26 protein-coding genes are annotated in these 26,126 nt (G+C 44.9%); all 26 read right to left on the minus strand.

Annotated features, from left to right (window positions below; genetic code table 11):
* Nucleotides 1-57: 57 nt before the first annotated feature.
* Nucleotides 58-840: a flagellar biosynthetic protein FliR gene (gene fliR / locus A1QO_RS07385; protein WP_017033249.1), complete on the minus strand. Its 783-nt coding sequence runs from the start codon at nt 838-840 to the stop codon at nt 58-60.
* 9 nt (nt 841-849) lie between these two features.
* A complete protein-coding gene (fliQ, locus tag A1QO_RS07390; protein WP_017033250.1) occupies nt 850-1,119 on the minus strand; it encodes a flagellar biosynthesis protein FliQ in 270 nt (89 codons plus the stop codon).
* A gap of 12 nt (nt 1,120-1,131) precedes the next feature.
* Nucleotides 1,132-2,019, minus strand: coding sequence for a flagellar type III secretion system pore protein FliP (gene fliP / locus A1QO_RS07395; protein WP_017033251.1), 888 nt, complete (start codon nt 2,017-2,019; stop codon nt 1,132-1,134).
* The gene (fliO, locus tag A1QO_RS07400) at nt 2,006-2,389 is read right to left on the minus strand and encodes a flagellar biosynthetic protein FliO (protein ID WP_017033252.1); all 384 of its coding nucleotides are present in this window, start codon (nt 2,387-2,389) and stop codon (nt 2,006-2,008) included. Before fliO ends, fliP begins: the two co-directional genes overlap by 14 nt.
* An 88-nt stretch (nt 2,390-2,477) precedes the next feature.
* The gene (gene fliN, locus A1QO_RS07405) at nt 2,478-2,891 is read right to left on the minus strand and encodes a flagellar motor switch protein FliN (protein WP_017033253.1); all 414 of its coding nucleotides are present in this window, start codon (nt 2,889-2,891) and stop codon (nt 2,478-2,480) included.
* Nucleotides 2,892-2,907: 16 nt separating this feature from the next.
* The gene (gene fliM, locus A1QO_RS07410) at nt 2,908-3,963 is read right to left on the minus strand and encodes a flagellar motor switch protein FliM (RefSeq protein WP_017033254.1); all 1,056 of its coding nucleotides are present in this window, start codon (nt 3,961-3,963) and stop codon (nt 2,908-2,910) included.
* A 7-nt stretch (nt 3,964-3,970) separates the two neighbouring features.
* A complete protein-coding gene (gene fliL, locus A1QO_RS07415) occupies nt 3,971-4,468 on the minus strand; it encodes a flagellar basal body-associated protein FliL (protein WP_017038402.1) in 498 nt (165 codons plus the stop codon).
* A gap of 45 nt (nt 4,469-4,513) precedes the next feature.
* Nucleotides 4,514-6,670 carry a flagellar hook-length control protein FliK gene (locus A1QO_RS07420; RefSeq protein WP_017033256.1) on the minus strand — a complete coding sequence of 719 codons (2,157 nt, stop codon included), beginning with the start codon at nt 6,668-6,670 and terminating at the stop codon, nt 4,514-4,516.
* A 21-nt stretch (nt 6,671-6,691) separates the two neighbouring features.
* Nucleotides 6,692-7,144 carry a flagellar export protein FliJ gene (gene fliJ / locus A1QO_RS07425; RefSeq protein ID WP_017033257.1) on the minus strand — a complete coding sequence of 151 codons (453 nt, stop codon included), beginning with the start codon at nt 7,142-7,144 and terminating at the stop codon, nt 6,692-6,694.
* A 4-nt stretch (nt 7,145-7,148) separates the two neighbouring features.
* The gene (fliI, locus tag A1QO_RS07430) at nt 7,149-8,474 is read right to left on the minus strand and encodes a flagellar protein export ATPase FliI (protein ID WP_017039323.1); all 1,326 of its coding nucleotides are present in this window, start codon (nt 8,472-8,474) and stop codon (nt 7,149-7,151) included.
* Complete coding sequence (fliH, locus tag A1QO_RS07435; RefSeq protein WP_017033259.1) at nt 8,474-9,271, minus strand: flagellar assembly protein FliH; 798 nt, start codon at nt 9,269-9,271, stop codon at nt 8,474-8,476. Before fliH ends, fliI begins: the two co-directional genes overlap by 1 nt.
* A gap of 132 nt (nt 9,272-9,403) precedes the next feature.
* Nucleotides 9,404-10,459: a flagellar motor switch protein FliG gene (gene fliG / locus A1QO_RS07440; RefSeq protein WP_017033260.1), complete on the minus strand. Its 1,056-nt coding sequence runs from the start codon at nt 10,457-10,459 to the stop codon at nt 9,404-9,406.
* Nucleotides 10,452-12,197 carry a flagellar basal-body MS-ring/collar protein FliF gene (fliF, locus tag A1QO_RS07445; RefSeq protein WP_017033261.1) on the minus strand — a complete coding sequence of 582 codons (1,746 nt, stop codon included), beginning with the start codon at nt 12,195-12,197 and terminating at the stop codon, nt 10,452-10,454. Before fliF ends, fliG begins: the two co-directional genes overlap by 8 nt.
* A 14-nt stretch (nt 12,198-12,211) precedes the next feature.
* Nucleotides 12,212-12,523, minus strand: coding sequence for a flagellar hook-basal body complex protein FliE (gene fliE, locus A1QO_RS07450; RefSeq protein WP_017033262.1), 312 nt, complete (start codon nt 12,521-12,523; stop codon nt 12,212-12,214).
* A gap of 97 nt (nt 12,524-12,620) precedes the next feature.
* Nucleotides 12,621-14,027 (minus strand): sigma-54-dependent transcriptional regulator, encoded by a 1,407-nt coding sequence (locus A1QO_RS07455; protein WP_017041583.1) that lies wholly within the window; start codon nt 14,025-14,027, stop codon nt 12,621-12,623.
* Between the two features lie 2 nt (nt 14,028-14,029).
* Entirely contained in the window at nt 14,030-15,130 is a 1,101-nt protein-coding gene (locus A1QO_RS07460) for a sensor histidine kinase (RefSeq protein ID WP_017041584.1), read from the minus strand.
* Nucleotides 15,131-15,265: 135 nt separating this feature from the next.
* The gene (locus tag A1QO_RS07465) at nt 15,266-16,735 is read right to left on the minus strand and encodes a sigma-54 dependent transcriptional regulator (RefSeq protein WP_017033265.1); all 1,470 of its coding nucleotides are present in this window, start codon (nt 16,733-16,735) and stop codon (nt 15,266-15,268) included.
* Nucleotides 16,736-16,962: 227 nt separating this feature from the next.
* On the minus strand, nt 16,963-17,373 hold the full coding sequence (gene fliS / locus A1QO_RS07470; protein ID WP_017033266.1) for a flagellar export chaperone FliS: 411 nt from the start codon (nt 17,371-17,373) through the stop codon (nt 16,963-16,965).
* A 12-nt stretch (nt 17,374-17,385) separates the two neighbouring features.
* Nucleotides 17,386-17,706, minus strand: a complete 321-nt coding sequence (locus A1QO_RS07475) for a flagellar protein FliT (RefSeq protein WP_017041585.1) — start codon at nt 17,704-17,706, stop codon at nt 17,386-17,388.
* 4 nt (nt 17,707-17,710) lie between these two features.
* Complete coding sequence (gene fliD / locus A1QO_RS07480; RefSeq protein WP_017041586.1) at nt 17,711-19,702, minus strand: flagellar filament capping protein FliD; 1,992 nt, start codon at nt 19,700-19,702, stop codon at nt 17,711-17,713.
* 22 nt (nt 19,703-19,724) lie between these two features.
* Entirely contained in the window at nt 19,725-20,153 is a 429-nt protein-coding gene (gene flaG / locus A1QO_RS07485) for a flagellar protein FlaG (RefSeq protein ID WP_017033269.1), read from the minus strand.
* 78 nt (nt 20,154-20,231) lie between these two features.
* On the minus strand, nt 20,232-21,362 hold the full coding sequence (locus tag A1QO_RS07490; protein WP_017033270.1) for a flagellin: 1,131 nt from the start codon (nt 21,360-21,362) through the stop codon (nt 20,232-20,234).
* Nucleotides 21,363-21,753: 391 nt separating this feature from the next.
* Nucleotides 21,754-22,887 carry a flagellin gene (locus A1QO_RS07495; protein WP_017033271.1) on the minus strand — a complete coding sequence of 378 codons (1,134 nt, stop codon included), beginning with the start codon at nt 22,885-22,887 and terminating at the stop codon, nt 21,754-21,756.
* Between the two features lie 368 nt (nt 22,888-23,255).
* Nucleotides 23,256-24,389 (minus strand): flagellin, encoded by a 1,134-nt coding sequence (locus A1QO_RS07500; RefSeq protein ID WP_017033272.1) that lies wholly within the window; start codon nt 24,387-24,389, stop codon nt 23,256-23,258.
* A 180-nt stretch (nt 24,390-24,569) separates the two neighbouring features.
* On the minus strand, nt 24,570-25,472 hold the full coding sequence (locus tag A1QO_RS07505; protein WP_017038390.1) for a Dyp-type peroxidase: 903 nt from the start codon (nt 25,470-25,472) through the stop codon (nt 24,570-24,572).
* A gap of 128 nt (nt 25,473-25,600) precedes the next feature.
* Nucleotides 25,601-26,125 (minus strand): DUF2919 domain-containing protein, encoded by a 525-nt coding sequence (locus A1QO_RS07510; RefSeq protein ID WP_017033274.1) that lies wholly within the window; start codon nt 26,123-26,125, stop codon nt 25,601-25,603.
* Between the last annotated feature and the right edge of the window lies 1 nt (nt 26,126).

The following is a 26,126-nucleotide window of genomic DNA, read 5'->3' on the forward strand; positions in this document are numbered from 1 at the left end:
CTAACGCAGTATCAATACCCAACAAGTGCTACCCGAAAGGTTCGGCTAAATCACTTCTTAACAATCCAATCTTATCAATCGGCAGATTTGCTGCTCACCCTGAATCCAAAACATTTCATAATGAGCAAAGAGGCCACTGACGATATACCAACAGATGAGAAGGCCGACCAATAAAGCAAACGCAAAACCCAAGGAGAAAATATTCAACTGGGGCGCCGCACGAGTCATCACACCAAACGATAAATTGATGGTCAGCAAGGCGATAATGCCTGAGAGTGCCATGCTTAACGACACTTTAAACATGATACTTAACCATAGTGCAATTTCTCGATAATCGACGGTAGTGAGCGAACCCGAACCAATCGGCAAGCTTTTAAAACTAAACACCACCAGCTGGATCATTTTTAAATGACCGTCGGTTGAGAGGAAAAACATCGTTGCTAAAAACATGAATAACTGACCCAACAATGGGGTGCTTTGTCCGTTCGCGGGATCAACCATAGAAGCAAAACCCAAACTCGATTGCATACCCAATATTTGGCCGAGAATAATAAAGGTTTGGATCATAAACTGAGTAATGGTGCCCATCGCCACACCGATAATCACTTGCTCAAGCACGACGAGAAAACCTTGAAGCGAGAATAATTCAATTTCAGTAGGAACTTCCGGTATGGCTGGAGATACAGCGAAGGTGATCGCCAAACCTAGGTATAAACGAACGCGAGTAGGGACAAACCGAGCCCCAGTCACCGACATCACCATCAACATGGCTGCAATGCGGGTGTAAGGCCAAAAGTAGTTGGCAATAAATTCTAAGACCGTGCTGGTTGGATACTCCATAACAGGGCCTTAATAGAGGATCTGAGGCAGTCGTTCAATGATGCTAAAAAAGTATTCCATCATCGATTGCATCATCCAATGCCCAAACAACATCAGGGCAAGTAGCGTAACAATAAGACGAGGCAGAAAGCTCAATGTCTGTTCATTGATCGAGGTGGCAGCTTGAAACACCGCCACAACCAAACCAACCAATAAGCTTGGAATGATGATGGCACACACCAACATCAATACCATCCAGAGAGCATCTCTAAATATTTCAACAAACAGCTCAGGAGTCATTGTTATCTCCCGTCACACGACAAAACTACCGGCTAACGTGGACAGTATTAAATTCCACCCGTCAACCAGTACAAAAAGCATGAGCTTAAATGGCAGCGATACAATCATGGGAGAAAGCATCATCATACCCATTGCCATCAAAATAGACGCCACCACCAAATCAATAATTAAAAACGGCAAAAACAGCATGAAGCCGATCTGGAACGCGGTTTTTAACTCAGATGTAATAAAGGCGGGGATTAATACCGCCATTGACACTTCTTCAGGGCTCTGGGCGTCGGAACCTGCAATATTAACAAAGGTCTCCAGATCTTTAACCCGCGTTTGCTTAAGCATGAATGTTTTTAAGGGCTCTTGAGCGATGCTAAATGCGTCTTTGGCAAGAATTTGCTCACTTAAATATGGCTGAACCGCGTTTTCGTTAATCTCATTGATCACCGGCGACATGATGAAGAAGGTCAAAAAGATAGCGATACCGATGATCACTTGATTCGATGGCGTTTGTTGCAAACCCATTGCCTGCCGAAGAATCGACATGACCACCACAATACGTGTGAAAGAGGTCATTAAAATAACCATCGCAGGCAAAAAGCCCAGCATGGTCATCAACGCGAGTATTTGCAGGTTTAAGGAGTAATCTTCACCACCATTCGGGTTCGTCGTCATCGTGAAAGCTGGAATCCCACCGCCACCACTCACGCTGCCCGATGCCGTCGTTCTCGATGCGCCTTGGTCTCTGTCCATCGCAGTCACCGTAACATTGGATGCACCCGCTGCGGTGGGAGGAATGATAGTATCTAGCTCTTCTTGCGCAAATGCGACCGGAGAAAAAGCGAACGAGGCGAAAAGCAGCAACGCACTCGCGATAATCAATGTGATAAAACGATTATGATTGGTCATTTTTCTTCAATAGCTGGCTCATCTGATTCGCAAATGACCCTGAGGCTAACTCCTCCTGAGTGATCGGGGTGTCCAGTTTTGAAATCAGCTGAATCGACTGGGTCGTCACGCCGACCAAAAACTGCTCTTTCCCCGCTTCAATGATCATAACACGCTCTTTAGTACCCACGGGAATTTGACGAACAATCGATAACCCTTTTTGGTTCATCATCGTGGGTACACGCATTCTCTTTAGCGCCCAAGCTAACAAAAAGATCAAAGCAACAACGAATAAAAGCGACCCCACTGTGGTCGCTAAATCCAATTCACTGCCTGTGGCTGCCATGGCGCTATATGGCAAAAATACTAGCGCTAGTGCTACGTATTTCATTCGCTCGCTTTCTTTGTCATTTATAAAAGCATCTCATTGTTCTAAAACTTGCCGTTATCTAAGAATCTCATTTATTTGAGAATCCAGGTTATCGTAGCTTTTTAATGCGTTCCGTTTGACTAATAACATCCGTTAAGCGAATACCAAACTTATCATTGACGACAACCACTTCACCATGGGCAATCAACGTGCCGTTGACCAAAACATCCAATGACTCACCCGCCACGCGTTCCAGCTCGACCACTGAGCCCTGGTTGAGTTGCAACAGGTTGCGAATACTGATCTGTGAGCGCCCGACTTCCATAGATATGGTCACCGGAATGTCTAAAATGGTATCGAGCTTGCGTCTCTCGTCTTCTGAAATTGGCGAAGAGGTATCTTTTAACTCATCAAGCGGTGCTGCCAGAATATCATCAACATCCACTTCAGGAGCGGATGGATCCTCTCCCAACGCAGCTGCCCATTCGTCTGCTAGTTTCTGGTCGTCACTTGGTTCACTCATTCTTTATTACCTACTCTTAATACTCATCTTCATCGTCGCCGTTATCATCCTCGAATTCAGACATAATGTCTTTGCCAAGGAAAGCGAGATCCGTTTTAACTACATCAGGACGTTTAATTTTTTCTGAAACTTGAACCGCTAAATTTTCTCCCGAGCGTCCCATTTTTACTCGGTATGTCGGCAGTTCTTCGACAAACATGGTGGCATGTTCAGGCATGACCATAGGAATAATATCACCCGCTTGAAGTTCCATCAGATCACGTAACGAAATATCTTGCTCAAGTAAGTTCACTCGGAAATTAACAGGAACGTCCATGATCTCTTCACGCAATGCCGAACTCCAACGAATGTCGGTTTCCATCTTATCCGACTGAACACCCGCATCGAGCAATTCACGTATAGGCTCGACCATGGAGTACGGCATAACCACGTGGAAATCACCACCGCCACCATCCACTTCGATATGGAATGAACTCACCACAATCACTTCTGTTGGGCTAACAATGTTCGCCATACTTGGGTTCACTTCGGAATCCAGATATTCAAACTCAACACCCATCACCGGTGACCAGGCTTCTTTGTAATCTTCAAATACTATTTTAAGCAACAGCTGAACAATTCGTCTTTCTGTTGGAGTAAACTCTCGGCCTTCAATTCGTGCATGAAAGCGGCCATCACCACCGAAGAAGTTCTCTACCAAGATGAACACTAATCGTGCTTCCATCGTGACAAGCGCCGTACCTTTCAATGGTCTGAAACGCACCATATTAAGACTGGTCGGTACATACAATGTGTTTTGGTACTCACCAAACTTCATCATTTGGACACCATTAATCGACACTTCAGCGGTTTTTCTAAGCATGTTAAACAAGCTGATCCGAAGGTGTCTGGCAAAACGCTCATTGATAAGCTCAAGCGTTGGCATTCGACCACGAACAATTCGGTCTTGAGAAGAGAAGTCAAAATTAACCGCGGAGGCATTATCCACTTCTACTTCATCTTCGGCCTCATCAACATCGTCTACACCATGAAGAAGAGCATCAATTTCGTCTTGGCTTAATAGATCGGTCACTTCACACCTACTGAATTACAAAATCGGTAAATAATACACGTTCAATCACGGGATGACCGACAGCTCGTGTCAGGCTGGCTTTAATATCTTCGCTGGCCTTCGTTCTTAACTCTACTCTACCATCCACACTGCGTAACTGATCGACCGTTGCTGAGGCAAACGTACCCAATAGCGCACTTTCAATTAAAGGTGAATGATAACGGGCGAGATTTTCATTTTCGCTTCCGCGTACCATCAGTTGGACTTTTATCTGAACCAACCTGTCGCGTTTATCACCGGTCACATTAAAGAGGAACGGCTGAGGTATATTGACGTAAGCCACAGGATCAGCAGGCAACGCCACTTTCGCCTCAGCCGATGCCCCAGATTCCGCAGAGTCACTGGATCCCATAAGGAAAAATGCAGCAGCACCGCCACCAACCAGTAATACCACCACTGCGATGATAATGATCAGGAGTTTGCTTTTCCCTTTCGGTTGTTCTTGTTCTAATTCTTCATCAGCCATAACAATCTCTATTTATTCTTTTTATATCGTTTTGTTTTGTATAGTTTAAGCGTAATAACTGATTCCATCACGCTTTGTTGTGACATTCAAATCAACTTTTGTGTCTGAATCAATATTTTCGTCACTATCACCCATATTATTGGCTAATCCTTGACCTGACCCTTGATTCTCATTGGTCGTATATTGCCCTTGTTGTTGTCCTGAGTTCTGTTGCTGCACCGATGTATCGCCTAACTGTACCCCTTGCTGGGCTAACATTTCTCTTAGCCGAGGCATAGATTGCTCAATCACGTCTCTCGCTTGTTGATTGGTCACAGTGAAATGAACCGCCGTGTTATCACCATTCATATTCATTCTAATTTGCATTCGACCGAGTTCTGGTGGGTCAAGACGGATATCAATGTTCTTTAAATTCTTTGACATCATCATTTGAACTCGTTCTGCCACTTGCTCACCCGCCAGATCTCGACTTAACGGTAGAGGGACCTGAGCTTGTGCGGCTTCCGCTCTTGCTGCAGTCGGAAGTTGTTGCCCCGTTGCCTGAGCAATTTGCTGTGCCAATGCCGCCTCTTTCGGATCAACAGACTGGCCTTGATTGATGCCATTAGCGGCTTTTAAGCCCAGAGCGGCTTTTAACGCCGCTTGATTGTTGGCTTGTCCATGCACCCCTGGTGGAATGGCGCCATTGGCGGCGATCATTTGTTGAAGTTGATTTTGAGTCAAATCCGCTGGCATGGCTGAAGCCATATTTTCAACCGCTAACTTATCAACCATTTGTGGAGACATAGATTGTGAAGACATAGGTTGTGGAGACTGATTCAAAGCCTGCTGAACGGACGCGGCAACCGCTGCTTGTGTTTGAGGAAGTTGCCCCTGTGAACGACCTGATTGCAGAGCCGCTTGCTCTAGGTTCGCTTGTTCCACTGCTACTGGGTTATTCCATGCAATGGCTCCAGCGCCTAAACTTGCAGCCGCTGCGGCTTCTTGCTCTGACAAGCCTGTTTTATTCTGAGCGTTCGTTGTTCCGTCACTCTGCTCTGATAATGGTTGAGAGGCTGTGCGTTCGGAGACTAACTGCTGAGATCCAAGTTGTTGCGCTGAGTTGGCCGCTTGAGTAGCTTCAACATCGATAGCCGTATCTCCGGATAATACCTGTTCACCTTCTAGGCCCGATTTCGCGGATATCTGCGTATTCCCATCACCAGACTGGGAGCCATTAACGCCATGTTTTGCCATCACAGCAGCCACAATGTCTTCTTCAGATACCGAAGTTTGATTGTTTCCTTGACCCACAGTTTGCTGTGACATTTCTGTCAATGACTCATCTGAAAGTGGCTCGCCGGAAGCAACGGCCTGTTCGTTTTCAATAAATGGCTTAATCGAGTCAGGAATCGTGTCTGTTTGTTCTTGTTGCACTGAATGATTTTTATCAACGGATTGAGATTTTTGAGCGTTGAGTGCCACTTCTTGATCGGTTTGGTTATCGACATCACCACGAACTTTATTGCCCTCTGAAGATTCCCCTTGTGCCACCATGTTTGTTGCTTCTGAGTGTTGACTGTTGCTGATTTCACTTTGCTGAGGCAATGGCTTGCCGTCTTTGTCTTTCAGTGCATTATTTGATTCGTTGAGCCTACCCAACAATTCATCACTTTCACTGACGGTCTTCGCCGCTTCATCACGACGATTACTTTCCGCACTCTGCTTCTGTTTATCGACATCACCTTTTACCGCAGCAATATCCGCATCGTCACCACTGCTCTTTGCACTCTTTGCTGATTCTGTTGTTCCATCTGACTCACTCGCTTGCTTAAGCATCTCGTCGGCACTTTCATCGGCAGAGGCGCCCTTAATGGCTTTTGCGTTACCTTCTGAATTTTCAGACTTTTCACCAGCCTTAACCGAGGTTTCAGTAGACGATTCCTCGTTGCCTTTTGTCTCACCACCGTCCATCAACCCACCTACCATGGCAGACAGCTTGGCAAAAAAGCCTCCAGATTCTGACGCTGTCCCTTCTGATAAGGTCGATGCTGAATCAGAGCCTGACTGGACAGATTTTATATTAGGGCTATCGGAAACTGGCTTTAGATTAATATTCATACAGGTCACACTCTCAGCAAGAAAACGGGTTAAGCCATACTCAATCAGGATTACGGGCGGTAAGACGATACTAAAAATTGAGATAGCATTTAGTTTTTGCAAGAAATAAGCCAATATTTTCCGCTAAAAGAGATCCTTATTCGATTTGTTACGGCTAAACTGCAGCGTTGAAAACTCATCGAGTTGTTTCTGCTCACGTATCTCTTGAAGTTTTTGTTTTTCTGTCTGTTTCTTTTCCAACAACCACTCATAAGACCGGCGCTGCTTACGCACTTCTAACCAATGCGCCTGACAATTATCGACTTGGCTTTTAAAGTGCGATTCCGCTTGTTTCTGCTTCGCCAGTGTCTCGTCGAGTTGAGTGAGGAATCGATTCAAATGACCATACTGACTGGCCGTCAATCCTTCTTTCCCACGATCAATCAGTTGCTGACAGTAATCTAAACGGTATTTTTCAATCTGGGAGAGTTGCTCATAGTAATTATTCAGCTCTGCGTTCGCTTGATTAAGAGCCAGAACCGCCTGGTTTTCTCGGTCTTTAGATTGCTCCAGTAAAAAGCCTAGTGCGTTTTCCATTTTGCTATGACTCTATCTGCAAAACGTTTTTCAACATCCCGACACACATCGCGTAAGGCACACTTTCTTTCATACTTTGCTGCAGGTATTCATCCAACCTCGGCTTAAGCGTGAACGCACTGTCAATGCCTGGGTCAGTACCTGGTTTATAGGCACCAATCGAAACAAGATCTTGGTTTTTCCGACAGATAGAAAGAACTTGCCTTACCGCTTTGGACATCAGCATATGTTCATCGGTGGTAATCTGTGGCATCACACGGCTGACTGATTTTTCTACGTCAATCGCTGGATAATGGCCTGCATCGGCCATTTCACGAGATAAAACAATGTGACCATCAAGAATCGCACGTGAGGCATCAGCGATAGGGTCTTGTAAATCATCCCCTTCCGTTAATACGGTGAAAAATGCGGTAATCGAACCTTGATGCTCACCGCCATTTCCAGCTCTTTCTACCAAAGCAGGCAACTTCGCAAACACCGAGGGTGGGTACCCTTTCGTTGCTGGAGGTTCGCCCACGGACAACGCAATTTCACGTTGAGCCTGGGCAAAACGGGTCAAGGAATCCATAAGCAATAGCACATCTAAGCCTTGATCACGGAAATATTCCGCCACCGTCAACGCTGTTTGACAGCCTTTCAAACGCATAAGTGGTGAAGAATCTGCGGGAGCCGCCACCACAACGGAACGTTGACGGCCATCGACACCGAGAATCTCTTCAATGAATTCTTTTACTTCTCGTCCACGCTCACCAATAAGGCCAACCACCACAACTTGCGCCGTTGTTCCTCGGGTCATCATACCCAGCGTGACCGATTTTCCGACACCAGAGCCCGCAAACAACCCAATACGCTGACCTTTGCCTACAGTCAGCAACCCATTGATCGCTTTTAGCCCGACATCTAAGGGTTCGGTAATGGGTTTACGTGACAAAGGGTTAATAGGGGAAGAATTAAAGGCGGCGCGATGTTCAGTGTAAATTGGGCCCAGACCATCCAGCGGGTTACCCACACCATCAATGACTCGACCTAACAATTCCATTCCCACCGATAACCCCACTTCGCTGGTTAGTGGGGTCACTTTAGCGCCGGGGAGAACACCGGTGATTTGCTCACTGGGCATTAAATAAAGATTATCGCCAGAAAAACCGACCACTTCCGCTTCCATCTCTCCGGTCATGGTTTCAACAGTACAGAGGCTACCGATGGGCGCACGGCAACCCGTCGCTTCCAATGTTAAACCAACGACTCTGACCAATTTACCGGAGGCAACCGGTTTACAGCTCACACCCTGCGTTTTGTATTGGTTGAGGCGTTCAGCTAAAGGCAGCATTAATCAGCACCTTGATGGCGATTACTGCCACAGAAACTGGCAATAACGCTACGAATTCGCTCTTCTAATCGATAATTTACACTCGACTCGCCAGCTTCAATTTGAACATCTCCACGATTAAGAGCCGGTTCACTGTGCAGTGTCCAATTACGAAAATCGAGTTCTTTGTCACCGTATGATTGGCGGATAATGTCGACGTCTTCTGGATGTAACTTGAGGGTAATCGCGTGACCAGAAACGGGTAAGGCTTCCACGGATTGTTTAACCGTATCGAGAATAACTTGGGGATTGGTTTGCACTTCAACGTGGACGACTTCTTTGACCAAAAGTAGCACCATATCGACTAACTGTTTTTCAACTTGCGCGTTCATTAGCTCTAATGGCTGAGCAAACTGGTTAGCTAAAGAAACAAAAGTCGCCACTTGCTCGTCAATGAACGATTGCCCAGCAACAAGCCCTTCGGACTTACCCAGTTCTAGCCCTTCTGTACGGCCTTCTTCTATACCCTGCTCTTTGCCTTTGTCGTATCCTTGTTTAAAGCCGGCTTCTTGGCCTTGCAGCAAACCTTCCTGATACGCACCTTGTTTGATCTGTTCAATTTCATCGTTCGTCAGCTGTAAAGGGGCTTCTTCAACCGGATCTTCAAAACTAGGAACCCAGCTAGGGTCATAATTCATCGCTGTTTCTTTGGCGTTTTTATTCACCTCTGCCCCATAATCAGGCAGCCCCCACTTTTTAGGTTGAGCGACTGATTCATCATCAAGGCGTAAAAAGCCACGTTTTCTTTCACCTGACATGGGAATCCTTTATTAGCGTGATTATTTGATAGATTGTTTATTCTATTGTTTGATAGTTAGACTCAGTGTCATTGCTTAACGTGCTATGGTTTGATTAACGTGATAACAGCATTGCATTCTCAACAGCATGAATTACAAGAATTCGTCAGCACCACCAGAAAGCATGATCTCTCCGTTATCGGCCATTCGACGTGCAATAGCAAGAATCTCTTTTTGCGCCGCCTCTACATCAGAAACTTTAACCGGAGGCATCGCTTCTAAGTCATCACTCATCATCTCAGCAGCACGTTTCGACATGTTCTTGAAGATCTTGTCTCGTAATCCATCGTCTGCGCCTTTGAGAGATTTTTGCAATACATCTTGCGGTACATCACGCAGCAGTTTTTGAATACCTTGGTCATCGACTTCAATAAGGTTTTCAAAGACAAACATAAGATCTTGAATTTGCGTTGCCATATCTTCATCTTGATCTCGGATTTGATCCATCAAGGTGCCTTCAACATTATTGTCCATGTAGTTCATGATTTCAGCAGCGGCTTTCAGGCCACCAATTTTGGCCGCTTGCGCACCAGCTTGACCCGCAAACTGCTTCTCCATGATTTCGTTCAATTCAGCCAGTGCTGATGGTTGAACTTCTTCAAGGTTGGCAATTCGCATCATTAAGTCTAAGCGATCACGTTCTGCAAACTGAGACAATATCTCCGCCGATTGATCCGCTTCCAGGTAAGACAATACGATGGTTTGAATCTGAGGGTGCTCATTGATGATGATACTGGCAACTTGACGTGGGTCCATCCATTTCAATGAATCCAAGCCTTTTGAGCCGGTGCCTAACAGTATTTGGTCAACAAGATTATTGGCCTTGTCTTCACCCAACGCAGCCACTAATGCATTTCGCATAAAGTCTTCGCTGCCCATACCGATATTGGTGTATTTCTGGATGTCTTCTAAAAATGCTCGGTGAACAGCCCCCACTTTTTCTTGGCTAAGATCCGATGCTTTCGCCATGGCACTACCCACCCTTTGAACCTGCTTCGGCTCTAGGTGACGAATAATGCCTGCGGCATCTTCTTCATTCAGACTCAGCAGCAAGATCGCTGCTTTTTCATCACCGGTAATGGTTGCTATGTCGACGGTGACTTCATTGCCGCCTTCCCCATTATCTTGGGGTACAATATCGTTAGGCATCTTCCATCCAATTTTTCACAACTTGAGCGGCGAGCTCAGGTTCATTAGCCACTAATGCGCGAACTGCTTTTAGCACATCTTCATCTTTATGCAGGTTCGGTAAATCAATGCTAGAACCGAACTCAAATAACTCACCACCTTCAATTTCACCGCCAATTAAGCTGGTTTCGCCATCGGCGCCAATCGGTAATCCATCTGGACCGTACATCTGTTCATCATCGTCAGCGGTTGGGTTAAGCAGTTTTTTCATCGCTGGACGTACAAGGACTAATATCACAACGACAATGACGAGTGCGCTCGCAAACCAACGAATCCAATCGTTAAAGTTAGGGTGTTCCCAAATAGGCACATCTGCAATGTTTTCAATTTCAGGCTGAGCAAAGTTCATACTCAGTACATTGAGTAAATCGCCTCGGCCTTCATTAAAACCTACAGCCCCAACCAGAACCTGACGGATCGAGTTTAAGTCACCTTCGCTAAGTGAAGTGTACGTCGTTTCTCCTGTTTCCGGATTCACGGAAGAACGATTTTTTATGGCGACTGCGACGGTTTGGCGATTCACAATGCCTGTTTGACGTCTTTCGTGGCTGATGGTGGTATCTAATTCGAAGTTTCGTGTCGCTTCTCGGTGCACAGAGCCTTGGCCGGTTAGTGAGCCATCTTTCATTTGTGCAACGTCTTGAGGAATCGATGCGTCCGCTGGAGGTTGATTACTGAGCGCCCCAGGAATACCAGCAACGACATTACCGTTATTGTAATCTTCCAAGGTGTACTCACTGCGAGTTGCTGGGGTATTTGGATCAAAACGTTTACTGGTTTGTTCAATGGCGCTGAAATCCAGTTCGATATCTACTTGAGCGGTGTAGTTCCCAAAGCCAAGGATAGGAATGAGAACTGAATCTATTTTTTCGCGTACCGCTTGTTCTTGTTTTCTTTCTAATTCGTGCTCTTTTCGGCGCGCAGCTGATGCTGGGTCTTGAGAGCCTGAACTAAGTAAGCGGCCGTGTTGATCCGTCACCGTGACTCGCGTCGGTTTCATGCCGGGTACCGCACTGCCGACCATATCAACAATAGAGTCGACTTCACCTTGTTTGAGCGACGCTCCTGTTCTGAGTGTCAAAAATACGGAGGCCGATGCTTCTTGGTTATGACGAACAAACACGCTTTGCTTGGGAAGTGCCAGTAACACACGAGCCTTACGCACTTGTTTCATTTCTTCCATAGTTTTAGACAGTTGACGTTCCCGGCTTAGTTTTAAACGTTCCAACTCTAATCGCTGAGAAACACCAAAACCCATGTCTTGAAGCAGAATATCGTCACCAGCACTGCCCTGTTGGTTAAGACCAGCACGCGCTAGGTTGAGTTTTAAATTATTGTAGTTATTCACCGGAACTAGAATGGTATTACCTTCTAGTTTGTAATCGAGTTTTTGCTGATCAAGGTAATCAAGAACGGGGATAAGCTCTTCTGTTTCATAAGCCCCGAGTGGGCGCATTTCAGGCTCTTTCACCCAGAAAAAAAGCATCACAATGAGTGCAACGCAGATAGAGATAGAAAGGACTAGAACGACTTGACGAAGTAGGTCTAAATCACCAATCGCCATATCAAATTTTGATGAGCTTTTTTCGTCGAGATCGGGGTTTTGCGTTTGTGTATCAAGATCGGAGCTTGTGACCATCGAGTGACTGTCTGCAGAATCCGTTAATGCTAAGTCTGTATTTTGGTTATCGTCAGTCACGTTTACTACCTAAATTATACTGGCATGTTCATAAGTTCTTTGTACGCTTCAACCAATTTGTTGCGCACCTGAATCGTTGCTTCAAAAGCAACACTCGATTTATTACGAGCGATCATTACATCCGACAACGAAACGTCTTCATCGCCTCGGTCAAAGCGCATTTGAAAGTCGCTTGACGATTTGGAAAGTCCATTAACGTTATTGATCGCTTTGTTCAACATATTGCCAAAATCGGCACCAACACTTTGCCCTGTAGCGGTCGGTTTTGTATTCGTGGCTTCAAACATGAGCGCTTGCATTTCGCCTTGTAGACCGTTAACTATCATCACAACCTCAAATGCCAATTCTTTGACTTATGTTCATTCTTATTAGGTAAGCAGCAATTAATATGCCATTATTTTTTGTCGCATCCTTCATTACTTTTTAGCCCGGTACATCAATGCCCGCATCTCTCATTTTAGCCAGCTTGTAGCGTAATGTTCGGGGGCTAATACCCAATTTTTCGGCCATCTCTTTACGGCGACCATTGCACTCGACCAATGTATCTAAAATGATGCTGTACTCTTGATCTCGCAACTCTCCACCCAACCCAGATGAAGCAGAAGTCACCGCACTGGATGAACCAACCTCAGCAACGGGGTTAATGGACGGTGCCGCTATCCCCGTTTCAACCACTTGCTGTAACCCACTAGCGTCTTGCCAATCGATCCCTTCAAGTAAGATATGCTCACCGGTAATGTTTTGATTGTCGCTTAATATCAACGCACGCTGGACCACATTGTCCAGTTCACGAACATTTCCAGGCCAGCTGTATTGAAGCAACTTGCTTAAGGCTTGAGCGTTAAGCTGTGGCACAGGGATACCGAGCTTTTTACAGTGTCTCTCAACCAAATGCTGAGCGAGCGGTTGGATATCTCCGGGTCTTTCGCTAAGCGCAGGCCAGGTAATTGGGAAGACGTTCAGTCGATAGTAGAGATCTTCTCGGAAATTACCTTCTTGTACATACTGCTTTAAGTCTCGGTTACTGGTGGCTAGAACGCGCACGTCCAGTTGAACACTTTTTCGACTGCCTAAACGCTCGACTTCGCGTTCTTGTATGACACGTAACAATTTGGCTTGAAGATTTAAATCCATCTCACTGATTTCATCGAGCAAAATGGTTCCGCCTTGTGCTTGCTCAAATTTCCCTGGACAAGCTTGTACCGCTCCAGTAAACGCGCCTTTTTCGTAACCAAACAGTGTGGCTTCTAACATATTATCTGGAATTGCCGCACAGTTGATCGCAACAAATGGTCCATCTTTTCTGTTTGACGCGTTATGAATGTATCGAGACATCACCTCTTTACCAGAACCACTCGGGCCAAGCACCATGACGTTGGCGTCGGTTTTTGCGACTTTATCAGCAAGTGCCAATAATTTTAGACTTTTTTCATCGGCAACGATGGCATCACCATTGTCATCAGATTTAACTGGCGCGTAACGGCTGACCATATTGAGCAAGACTTCAGGCGCAAAAGGTTTCGCCATATAGTCTATTGCCCCATCTTTCATCGCAGAGACAGCATCTTCAATATTGGCGTAAGCTGTCATGAGTAGCACGGGTAAATTTGGCCAATGTTGTTTGATGTTTCGCAACAGTGCCAGGCCACCCATCCCTGCCATTTGTACATCAGAAACCACAATATCAACAGAGTTAGATTTCAGCTTAACCAACGCGTCTTCTGCACTGTCCGCTTCTAACCATTCATAACCGGCTAATGCCAATGTATCGACTAAAGCTTCACGTAGTCCTTCATCATCTTCTACTATCAAGACTTTACTTTGCGCCATTGTTATTCTCCGTTAGTGGTGACTGCTGATTCCAAATCCGACATTTGAGCTGCAGGAATCGTCTCTTGCGTATCTGAAGCGTTTAACTTTAAGGGTAGGCACATGGTGAAACATGCGCCATCGCCTTGCTCTGAAATAAGCTCTAATTGACCATCATGAGCCCGACAAACCATTTGTACCACGGCTAGACCTAAGCCCGTCCCTTGAGACCGCGTGGTAAAGAACGGCTCCATAATTTTGCTTTGTAGCTCTTTAGGTACACCCGGCCCACTGTCTTGCACCGAGATTTTAAGCATGTCATTAACAGGTCGGAAGAACACATCAATCTGTGCATTTTTCCCACTGATCTGAATGGCATTCAATACCAAGTTACTTAATGCAGAAGCGATGGCATTGGCGTTGCCTAATAAGGTCGTTTGCTCTTGTTCGACTTCTAAGCAGTAATCTATGTGGTTATGTTTCAGTGCCGTTTCCACCATTGGATTAAACTCTGCAACTAATTCTCCAATCGTGAATGACTTCACGACTTTATTATCACCGCCTTTAGCAAACAACAGCATGTCATTCACTTGCTTTTCTAAATCATGCAGCCTATCCATAAGTTTAGATTGAAAACGGTCTTTCGTGGCCAGTGGCAGGTTCGGTGCTGCCAGATTGGATGCATATAGCATCGCACTAGAGAGTGGCGTTCGTACTTGGTGCGCTAACGAAGCCACCATTTTCCCCAGCGATGACAAACGCTGAAGATCGCCAATTCTTGATTGAAGTAATCGAGTCTCAGTGAGATCGGTAATTAAAATCAGTTGGCCGGTGTTCGATGCAGAAATCGCTAATCTGACTTTGCGACCATTGCGTAACGAGATTTCGTGTCCATCATCTTCTCGCGGAGCAAAGGCAGATTGAATAACGGTAAACCACTTTTCTCCAATCAAAGAGACTTCTAAGAGCTTTTGGGCTTCTGGATTGGCTTCACGCACAACACCTTGGGTATCGAGCAAAATGACACCGGCGGGCATAACGTCGAGCACTTGTTTGTAGCGCTCGACTTGGTCTTCAAGCGTGTCTAGGTGCGACTGGTGTTCTGTGGATTCTGATGTTTGCATGTCGATTTTCTGCCAATAGTCGATTTTCTGCCAATAAAAGGACAATAGCCTGGCATGCAATTAACAAGCCAGGCTATTTCCATTTTAAATCAACGGGTTACATCCAAACCATTGAAATGTCAACTAATTGACAGGCTATCGCTGGATATCATACTTACGCATTTTTTCAACAAGCGTTGTTCGTCTCATCCCAAGCATATCAGCGGCTCGAGCAACAACGCCACCTTGAGCATCAAGTGCTTGATTGATCATGTTCACTTCGAGATCAGCCAAGAGCTCTTTTAGATTAAGACCTTCTGGTGGAAGAGATTGTGGAGAATTTGCGATCATCTGCTCATGAAATGGGGCGACATTATCTAAACTGAAATCTTCTGAGAAAATATCGGCCAACACGTCACGCTCTTGTTCTTCAATTGAAGCAAAGCTGGTGTTTTCAGGCTGAAATTCTGGAATATCACTGTAGCGATACTTAGTTGGAAGATGATTCACATCCACCAAGCTATTCGGGTACAAAATGATCATCCGCTCAATCAAATTCGCTAACTCCCGAACATTACCCGGCCAGTCATGCTCCATTAACGAGTTAATCGACCTCGGAGTGAAACAAATAGGCTGACCGCCTTCGGCTTCCATTCGAGTCATTAATTCTTGGAGTAATAGCGGAATATCATCTTTACGATGTTTTAATGCCGGCATTTCAATCGGAAAAACGTTCAAGCGATAATAAAGATCTTCGCGAAAAGACTCCGCAGCAATCATCTCTTCTAAGTTTCGATGCGTGGCTGCAACCACCCGCACATTGACTCGGATCGTGGTATTTCCACCGACACGCTCAAAACAGCGTTCCTGAAGAACACGCAGCAGCTTGACTTGCATAGGCATAGGCATGTCGCCAATTTCATCGAGGAAAAGCGTTCCACCTTCTGCAAGCTCGAACCGCCCTTTTCTTGAGGTGATTGCCCCAGTAAACGCACCTTTTTCATGACCAAACAATTCACTTTCCAGTAAATCAGGAGGAATAGCCCCACAGTTTATCGGTACAAAAGGGCCCTTACGACGCGTGGAGTGATAATGAATGTTACGCGCGACCACTTCTTTACCCGTGCCCGATTCGCCTAGAATTAAGACATTCGCTTCCGTATCCGACACTTGTTCAATCAAATGTCGGACTTCTTGAATACCAAGGCTTTGACCGACTAAACTGCGAAATAACGTGTTTTTCCTTGATAGAGAAGTTTGAACGCCTTTACGACCAAGAAAGTCTTTGCAGTGTCTCAGCGCCTCGCTAAGTTGCGGGTAATTTAGGGGAAACTCTAACTCTCCAACGTATTGTGGATAGTCGTCTACAGGGTACGCGTGTTTGCCCGCGACCAAGAGTGGGATGTGATGAACAGATGAAAGCTGTTGACTCAAGCTAGAAGGCAGTGCTTCCCCTTGTATAGAACCAAGAATGCATCCTGCTGAAAACTTTGACCAATCGATATCCTCGATATGATCCGACGTCACTACTTCGCACTGCTCTCCAACGAATTCTAAAATATTACTGAGATTAATTCGCACTTGTGCGTCATCTTCAATCACAAGTATTTTTGATAAACCATGCATAGGTGAGAATGATTGCCTTCATTTTGATAAGTTGGTGGCTAAATCTAATAGTCCGGAAACAAGGCGCTTACTTTGATAAGAGCTACTATAACGATAGACAATTTATATAAATCAGCAACAAAAAAGCCACTACAATACTGTAAGTGGCTTCTATTTTATTTGATTAAAAAAATAAGGCAACTAAGCAATTACTCGTTGTGAGGTTAATGTCATCTTTTGCTTAGGAATTAGATACCAACGTCAGAGGCGGTCAAGTTATGATATTCCGTCGGAATTTGATCCCAAGCTGACTTAATTTCACGAATAATATCGATAACATCGTCTATCGGCTGAGGGTCATTTTTATGGTTTGCCGCAGAAATTTGAGTGATCATGAACTCATAGAGTTGATCCAAGTTTTTGGCAACATCTCCGCCATCACTCATCGATAAACAGCTTCTCAGGCTAATAATGATGTCCAGAGCCTTACCTAGGCGTTCACCTTTCACTGGAATATTACCCTGTTGCATCGCGGCTTTTCCTTGGATCAGTCGCTCAATAGCACCCGCCATAAGCATTTGCACAATTTTATGCGGTGACGCCGCACTCAACTGACTGTCTACTGATACCTTTTTGTATGCCTGTAATGAACCACGCATAACGTTCCTCTTTTATAAAAACTTCTTGTATTGCTGAACAGACTTGTTGCCGTAACGGTACTTTTTGAGTGTACTGCCAATTTTCATTGTTTCTGATTGCATCAGCGTGACGATTTGTTTTGTCTGTTCAACTAAAGAGAGCCAATCATCTGACTCAGCAAAACTCGGATTTTCTTTTATATAGTTTAAGATATTTTGCAATATCCGTTCCCTTTTATCGACCAGCTCAATAATATCTTCAGCATTAAAGTCATTTGTTTGTAAAATTCCTTTAATTTGGTGATCAATATCACGAATTTCATTCATTGCCGCTACGTTGCTGTCGGTAATCATACCATTAACCTAATGCATTCATCATGCCGGCCAGTTGGTATTGCATTTTACTGGTTGAGTCCTGCATGCTGGCAAATTTTGAATGAGTCCGCTTCTCTAGACCTTCCATCCGGCGATCGAGTGCCGCTTGGTCGTCTGCTAGGCGGTAATTTCTCTCCACCAAGCTCTGCTCTCGAGTTCTTATCGATCCCGTTGCATTGGTCATACTGTGGATGGCATCTTCCACTTTTTTAGCAAAACCCTGGTTGCCACCGAAGAAATCACCCAGTTTAGTAAAATTATTATTCAGTTGGCGATCAAGCATATTGTAGTTGATTTCAAGCGTACCTTGACGAGTCGTGGTGATACCAAATTCAGTCAATGACTTTAGTTCGTCTGGTGCAGGCTCAATACTCGATGAAAACACAGACTTCAATCGTGAGTCTGCACTGCGTACAATGCTATCGCCTGCCAGTGGGCCAGCTTGCCCTGTACGAGGGTCTACGCCACCTAACTCTTTACTGGTCTGATAAAACTGGTTGTAGGCGGCGACGAACTGTTCGATATCCTCTCGGACCCCTTGCCTGTCGTATTCGATATCAATTTCCGCAGGCGGTTTGCTTGGATCGGTTTTGCCTTTGATAGAAAGGTCAACGCCTTCGATGGCATTCTCAATCACATTATTATTGCTTGAAAGCTGAGCGACACCATCAAGCATGACTTTTGAATCTTGCGCGGCTTGAACCTGTGTCATCCCCATATAGGAATCGAAAGCACTTTGTGCCGATTTTAAATCAGCGTCCGCTTTGTCAACACGCTCTAAATAGGCGCGTTCTTCCGGCGTTAATTTTGCCCTTTCAATTTCCTTAGCCTGCTCTGGGCTTAGCTCACCACTTTGAACCGCCCGCTCGATCGCGGCTTGCTCTGCTGCAAGCTTTCTTTCGAGTTCTTGTTTGGCTTCTTTCGGTGTCACATACGAGTCGGTTAAGGTTCCCGATGCGCTATTGCTCCAACCAGGGACATCTGAAGATTTTTCTAACGCTTTTGCATCGAGCTCTGGATCCGGCTCATAGTAAGAATCGAGTAACGTTCCGGATGCTGTTTCCGTCCAGCCAGGAATCCGATCTTGAGGCTTCACATATTTGTTTGCATCTGTTGCTGCTGCTATCGCATCTTTAGAAAGTTCATTGCCTGCCAAGCCAGCTTTTTCAGCATTAGGATCAGCGTTAATCGCGGCCTGAGATGCTTCATCAGCCAACTCTTGATCCACATCTTTTGCAGCATCACTGATCGTGTCGGCAACTTTTTGCGCCAATTGTTGCTCGATTGGGGATAGTGGACTGATCAGTTCTTGCGCAGCAGAACGGGCTTTTTCTAAATCTTTAACACGTTCTTCAAGTGTTTTGTATTCCAGTTTATTTAGCGGATTTAAACTGTCGTCTGTTTGGGCTGAAATTTTGATGGCGTTTTCTTGCCCAGAAAGGTTTGATGCAACGATAAGCCTTGGGCCATCGACATCATTAATCACCGAGGCACGAACACCTGGGTTACTTTTGTTGCCGTTTATTTCTCTTACTACATCAACTAGGCTGGCGTTGTCTTTCACATCAATGGTGAAATCGTTTCTTCCTAATTGAATCTGCAGCTTACCAGGGCCAAATTTATCATCATCAGACAATACATCCGATGCGACTTTATGACTCTGTGCAAGCTGCAACACATCGACAGAATATCTGCCGGCCATGGCTTCCGTATTCGCGGTTGCAGCGACGACACCCTCATTTGAGGTGCCGACGGTTCTGGCTGCAAACGCTTTCTCTTGCCGAAAGCTGGCCATGAGATTTTTCATCGTATCCAGCGACTCTTTGAGTCGACCATAGGCGCTAATACTCGCATCAATATTAGTCCGCTCATTGTCAATACGTTGCTGTTTAGGCATACGCTCTGCATTGACAATTTTGCTGACCATAGAATTGATATCCATGCCAGTATTCATCCCCATAGGGCCTAAACTCATTAAATCACCTCAAAAAACACGATTATACCTTATCAATAACCAGCCCAGATGAATAACGGGCTGCCTGATCTCTAAGACGTCCTAACACCTCTAACATCTCCTCTTCCGGTATCTGGCGGATAATATCACCAGTACTGGCCTCATAGATGGTAACAACATCCCTTCCTGATTGCTCATCAACACGGAAGGATAAACCGGTATTAATAGAAGAAATGAAATCATTCATCTGCTCTACCATCGCCTCTCGCTCTTGTTTGTTCAGCTGTTCGCGCTGTTTAACCAGCTCAATTGTCGCCTCAACAGACTTTACGTGATTTTGGTTTACTTGTGATGCTGCATTACTCTCCTTTCGGTAGGAAACATTAGGTGCACCATTGTTTTCTGAAGCAAGTTTAATGCCACCATTTGAGCCGTAAGGCTGGATGATCGATGCATTGGATGATATGTCCATAACAGTCTCCCTTCCACCTTATAGGTCAGTAACGCTAAACGCTACTTTTCCCAATAAGCTCCTGACGAAACCTACCGATCAACCTAACAAGCTAAGCGCTGCAGATGGTGACTGCTTTGCTTGAGCTAGCACTGACGTACTCGCTTGTTGCAGTATTTGCGATTTCGTCATTTGCGTTGTTTCCTTAGCATAATCGGTATCTTGAATACGACTACGAGATTGGTTTACGTTCTCGTTGATGTTGTCCAAGTTACTGATCGCATGCCCAAATCGATTTTGGAACGCACCCAATGATGCCCGCTGACTATCTACCGCCGTCAATGCACTATCAATGATCGAGACGCCTTGTTGCGATCCAGCAACCGTGGTGACATCAACATCAGCAACCGTCATATCTTGGCCTGCACCAAATCCAATTTCACCGCCTAAACCACCACCGATAGTCACATCACCAGAGACTTTCTGTGATGAAGCAAACAGTTGAAGCTTACCTTCTTCACCAACGGACGCTTTCACATCTTCGCTTTGACCATTGATATAAGTCGCCAACTGCTCTAAATCGTCGCCTTGTTTCGCTTCAATTGACAGTGATTTAGCAACCCCATTTTGATCATTATAGTTCAGAGTAAGATCCGTCGCTGCATCGACCTTCCAGTCTGGTGATTGACCATTTGTAGCAACATAGCTTCTGCCACCCATCGCCATGGTATCCGATCGCATATTGCCCATGTTGAGCATTACTGCCTCACCTGAGCTTGCACCGATCTGAAATGACTGAGTACCAAATGAACCATTAAGCAGTTTGTTACCACCAAACGAGGTTGTTTCTGCAATACGATTCAATTCGTTATTCAGTGCCGAAACTTCTTCTTGGATAGCAACACGTTCAGAACGAGAATTCGAACCATTAGAGGATTGAAGGGAAAGGTCGCGCATTCGTTGTAAGATATTGGTGGTTTCGTTCATTGCTCCTTCAGCTGTCTGAGCAATCGAGATACCATCATTTGCGTTTTTTACCGCCATATCTAAACCGCGGCTTTGCGAAGTTAGACGGTTAGCAATTTGAAGACCTGCCGCATCATCTCGAGCACTATTTATCTTGTACCCCGACGATAGGCGTTCCATCGACTTTTGAGTTCCGTCGGCAGCACCATTTAGATAGCGCTGCGCGGTCATCGCCGACACATTTGTGTTTACGTTAATTGCCATATTTGATCTCCTTCGGCATTTAGGTTGATGCGCCGTCGTGTCTCTCACCTCACATTGACGCATCTCATTTCTCTCAGTCCTGTAACGGCCGAGGCGAAATAAGCTTTAGGAAATATTTAATTATTTTTTAATTTTATTTTGTACCGATTAAATTTGTGATTAAGAACAAATAAATACGCAATCAAATCGCTAATAACTGGCGTCGTGGTGATTATCAGCTATAAGCGGACGTTGAATTCAAATATCAGTGGAACGAATAACATTGGATATTCTATTACTCAAACTTACTTTAGCGATAGACAGAAAAAATCCAGCCTAAGCCGGATTTTTATTTCACTCAATAGAAGAGCTACTTTGAGAATTGATTCTCTGTAAACTAACCTGTCAGCGATTAACCAAGTAGGCTGAGTGCTGAGTTTGGCGCTTGTTTCGCTTGAGCAAGAATAGAGCTTGATGCTTGCGAAAGAATTTGAGACTTAGTTAGTGCCGTTGTTTCTTTAGCAAAGTCCGTGTCTTTGATTCGGCTCTTAGACGCATTTACATTTTCGTTAATGTTATCTAAGTTACTGATAGCGTGGTCGAAACGGTTTTGGAAAGCACCCAGTTCAGCACGGTGGCTATCGACAAAATTCAATGCCGCATCAACAATGGCAACGGACTCTTGAGCGCCACCAACGGTTCTTACGTCAATAGTGTCAACTGTCACCGCCTGGCCTGGTTCGAAACCAAGTTCACCAGCAAGAGCACCACCAAACGCCACATCACCTTCTACTTTGTTGCTACCTGCTAACATTTGTAGTTGTCCGTCTTCATTAACAGACGCTTTAATGAAGTCTTGTTGACCATTGATGTACGTCGCTAGCTGCTCAATATCATCGCCTTCTTTCGCGTTGATAGTCAGTGCCTGGTCTTGACCAAACTTGTCTTTGAACGCCATGGTTAAATCAGCACCACCAGCTTGTACTGACCAGTCTTTATCTTGACCGTTAGTGGTTTTATAGCTTGTACCACCCATTTCTGCGTTGTCGCTACGCATGTCTTTCAAAGACAGCATAACCGCTTCACCGTTGTCTGCACCAATTTGGAAAGACTTAGTTTCGAACGTACCGTTCAGTAGTTTGTTACCACCAAATGATGTCGTTTCTGCAATACGGTTTAGTTCGTTGTTTAGTGCACTGACTTCTTCTTGAATCGCTACACGCTCAGATTTTGAATTAGATCCGTTAGCAGATTGAAGAGACAAATCACGCATACGTTGCAGGATGTTTGTCGTTTCGTTCATTGCACCTTCAGCAGTTTGTGCAATCGAAATACCATCATTTGCATTTCGTACTGCTACATCAAGACCGCGGCTTTGAACATTCAAGCGGTTTGAAATTTGAAGGCCAGCAGCATCATCTTTAGCGCTATTGATTTTAAAGCCAGATGATAAACGTTCCATTGACGTCTGCTGTGCGTTATTTGCACTGTTAAGGTAACGCTGTGCTGTCATTGCTGATACGTTAGTATTTACGTTCACTGCCATGGTATATCTCCAATTGATCTTCCGATGGTTCCGGTTTTCGAATTCTCGAAAAACCAAACTGTTCTTTTAAAGTTACTTTTATTAACGGCGCAATTTTCCAAACCTTGAGACTTTTTTTATGTTTTTTTTAAATTAAGTGCTTTTGAAGCATAAATCGTGATAGGTCGGTCAAAAACACAACAATTGCGTTTTTATTGTTAAAGGTTTGTTTAACTTGGTCGATACTTTCGCGCTTTCTGCTTAAGCCCAGAAACGCTCCATGATGACAATAACGTTTTCCATTACAGTAATAGAAAAGGAGTCAAGTGGTGACGACGTTTTCCCGCTAATGGATAAACTTGATGTACAGAAGTAACGATGGCTAGGCATTAACCTAATAGGGTTAATGCTAAATTTGGCTGTTGCTTAGCTTGCGCCAAAATAGAAGTGCTCACTTGTTGGAGGATTTGTTGCTTGATCATTTGGGTTGTTTCTTTCGCGTAATCGGTATCTTTAATGCGACTGTTCGAGGCAGCAAGGTTCTCATGTACATTATCTAGGTTGTTAATCGCATGACCAAATCGATTTTGTAACGCACCGAGTTCAGCTCTATGACTATCAACATACTCTAGAGCAGTATCAATCACTGCAACCGCTCGTTGCGCCCCGCCCACGTCAGTGATATCGACATTATCAACCGCTTCATAACCTTGCAGAGAAAGTTGTAACTGAGAGGCTAAATTACCAGAAAACGCGATGGCGCCTGATGTCTCTTTGCCTGACATATAAATCTGCAGTTGACCTTGATCGTTTACAGACGCCGATACTTGATCGGTTTGACCATTAATATAGGTCGCCAGTTGCTCAATATCATCACCGGCCTTAGCGGTAATCTTGATGTTCTGTTGCTCACCAAACTCATCAGTAAACTGCATATTGAGCATTGGATTCCCTGAGCCAACCCGCCAGTTTGAATCTGTTTTTGCATCCGCAATATAACTAAAACCGCCCATGGCTAGGTTATCGGAACGCATCGATTTCAGCGAGACTTGCACGGCCTCTCCCGAACTGGCACCAATCTGAAAAGAGGAGGACGCAAAGGAGCCGTTGAGCAGTTTTCGACCACCAAAAGAGGTCGTTTCAGCGATTCTATTCAATTCTGAGTTCAAAGCGCTCATTTCTTCCTGAAGCGCAATTCTTTCAGACTGGCTATTTGACCCATTAGCTGACTGCAAAGAAAGGTCTCGCATTCTTTGAAGCAAATGAGTGGATTCTTGCATCGCGCCTTCGGCCGTTTGCATGATAGAGATACCATCATTGGCATTTCGGACTGCGACGTCCAAGCCACGCATTTGAGATTCCAAGCGATTGGAAATCTGTAGACCTGCAGCATCATCTTTAGCGCTGTTTATACGATTCCCAGAAGCTAAGCGCTCTAAGGACTGGTTCAGCATCGTCGTCGCATTACCAAGGTGGCGCTGCGCAGTCATTGCTGAAACATTCGTATTCACGGTTACGGCCATAAAACCCTCAGGTCATTAAAGATGATTTACTCTGTTTGTTTTATATACCGCCAATGATAAACATTGGCTCACACAAAACAGAGGCTTAATTATGTATCGGTGATTAGAGAAGAACCTTTAATAAAAAAACGAGCATATAGCTCGTTTTTTTTTAGTCTTTTTATTCTTAATGCTTGGGCATTATTTTACGCTAAGTGCTTGAAGCAACGATTCTGATGGCGCAAAGAAATAAGCCCCTGTCACCGCCTTGGTAAAGCGCAGTAACTGGTCCGTTTTTCCATCGGTCTCTCCGTACATGCTTTCTAACATAACCTTGAAGTTATGCACACGATTACAATAGGCAATAAACAACAGGCCATGTTCGCCACTGACGCTTCCATACGGCAGGCTATGGCGCACGATCTTAACCGCTTTGCCTTCTTCTTTGATATCCACACGCCCAACATGAGAAGCTGCTGGAACATCGTCTAGTTCAATAGAATCAGGTTTAGTTCGGCCAATCACTTTCTCTTGAGCAGAAACGTTTAATCGGTGCCATGAAGGTAAATCGTGAATAAAGCGTTGAACCATGACATAGCTGCCACCGACAAACTCACCTTCAGGAATAATGGCAACGTCTTCACGTACTTTCTCTTTAGGATTCTCGGTGCCGTCAATAAAATCCGTCATATCACGAGAATCGAGGTAGCGATATCCATAGGTTTCGTCAACGACCTCAATATCTTGTTCAATCTCAGCCATTAACTTTCTTAATACATAAAAGTGGAGATCGTGACGGTTTGAATGGCAGTGAATCAACACATCGACATCGCTGCTTGGAGCAATGGTGTCGCCTTTGCCAAGAACAGGGAAATCCATCAGCTCTTCTGGCATCGATTGTTCTAATGTTGACCAGCATGAACGAGTAAACGCGATGGATATCGTTAGACTTGATTCGGGTTGAGCCTCGTTCAGTTTAGCAACTAACGCTGGTAACGTTTTAAGGTGTTCAAGTACGCGGCTCGTATTCTGCTTGATTTTCAATAGTGTGTATTGGGCAAATGGACCTGCTTCAGGCAAAATTGCACTTTGTGGTTGTGACATCAACTCGTCCTCTTAATTATTAAACCTGGATACCTTTCATGTTCACGTTCGGTGAACCGGTATTGCTGCTCACGTACTCGTCTATACGCGGCGCGTATGCAAACGTGCAACAGAGACCGACAGCGTATTTATTTTAGTATTGGGGTGGTAAGGCAATCTCTCACTCGTCGACTTTTTATTAGATATATCGCAAGCCATAGCAACAGCATCAGTGTGATTCCGTTTGCCCAGTTGAAGGCACCATGCTCTAAATGGATATGGAATACCGTTTGAGCGATTTGAAGGAAAACCGTCATCAGTGTGATATAACGCCCCCAGCTTACGATGGCATTGACCCACTTTCGTTCTGTATTACGTAAACCGATTAACCACATAAAAATAATACTTGGCAACCCGACCGCTAACCCAAGATAAAGTGTTGCTTGGTCGGGATATACGATACTCAGGATTTTAGCCCCGCTTTCTCTGCTCGCCCCTGCCACAATAAAGACTACCCATGCCTTGGCTAACAGCACCCAACCAAGCCAGAGCCACACTGGCGCTTTTAAAAAACCATGTTTATCATGTTGTTCAACGGAATAACGCACAAAAATACTTTTCGCTAAATCTAATGAACAACACTTTACCGCAAATGCCATAAAGTGTGATGACATT

This window comes from Vibrio genomosp. F10 str. ZF-129, assembly GCF_000287055.2.
In the GTDB taxonomy this organism is placed as follows: Bacteria; Pseudomonadota; Gammaproteobacteria; order Enterobacterales; family Vibrionaceae; genus Vibrio.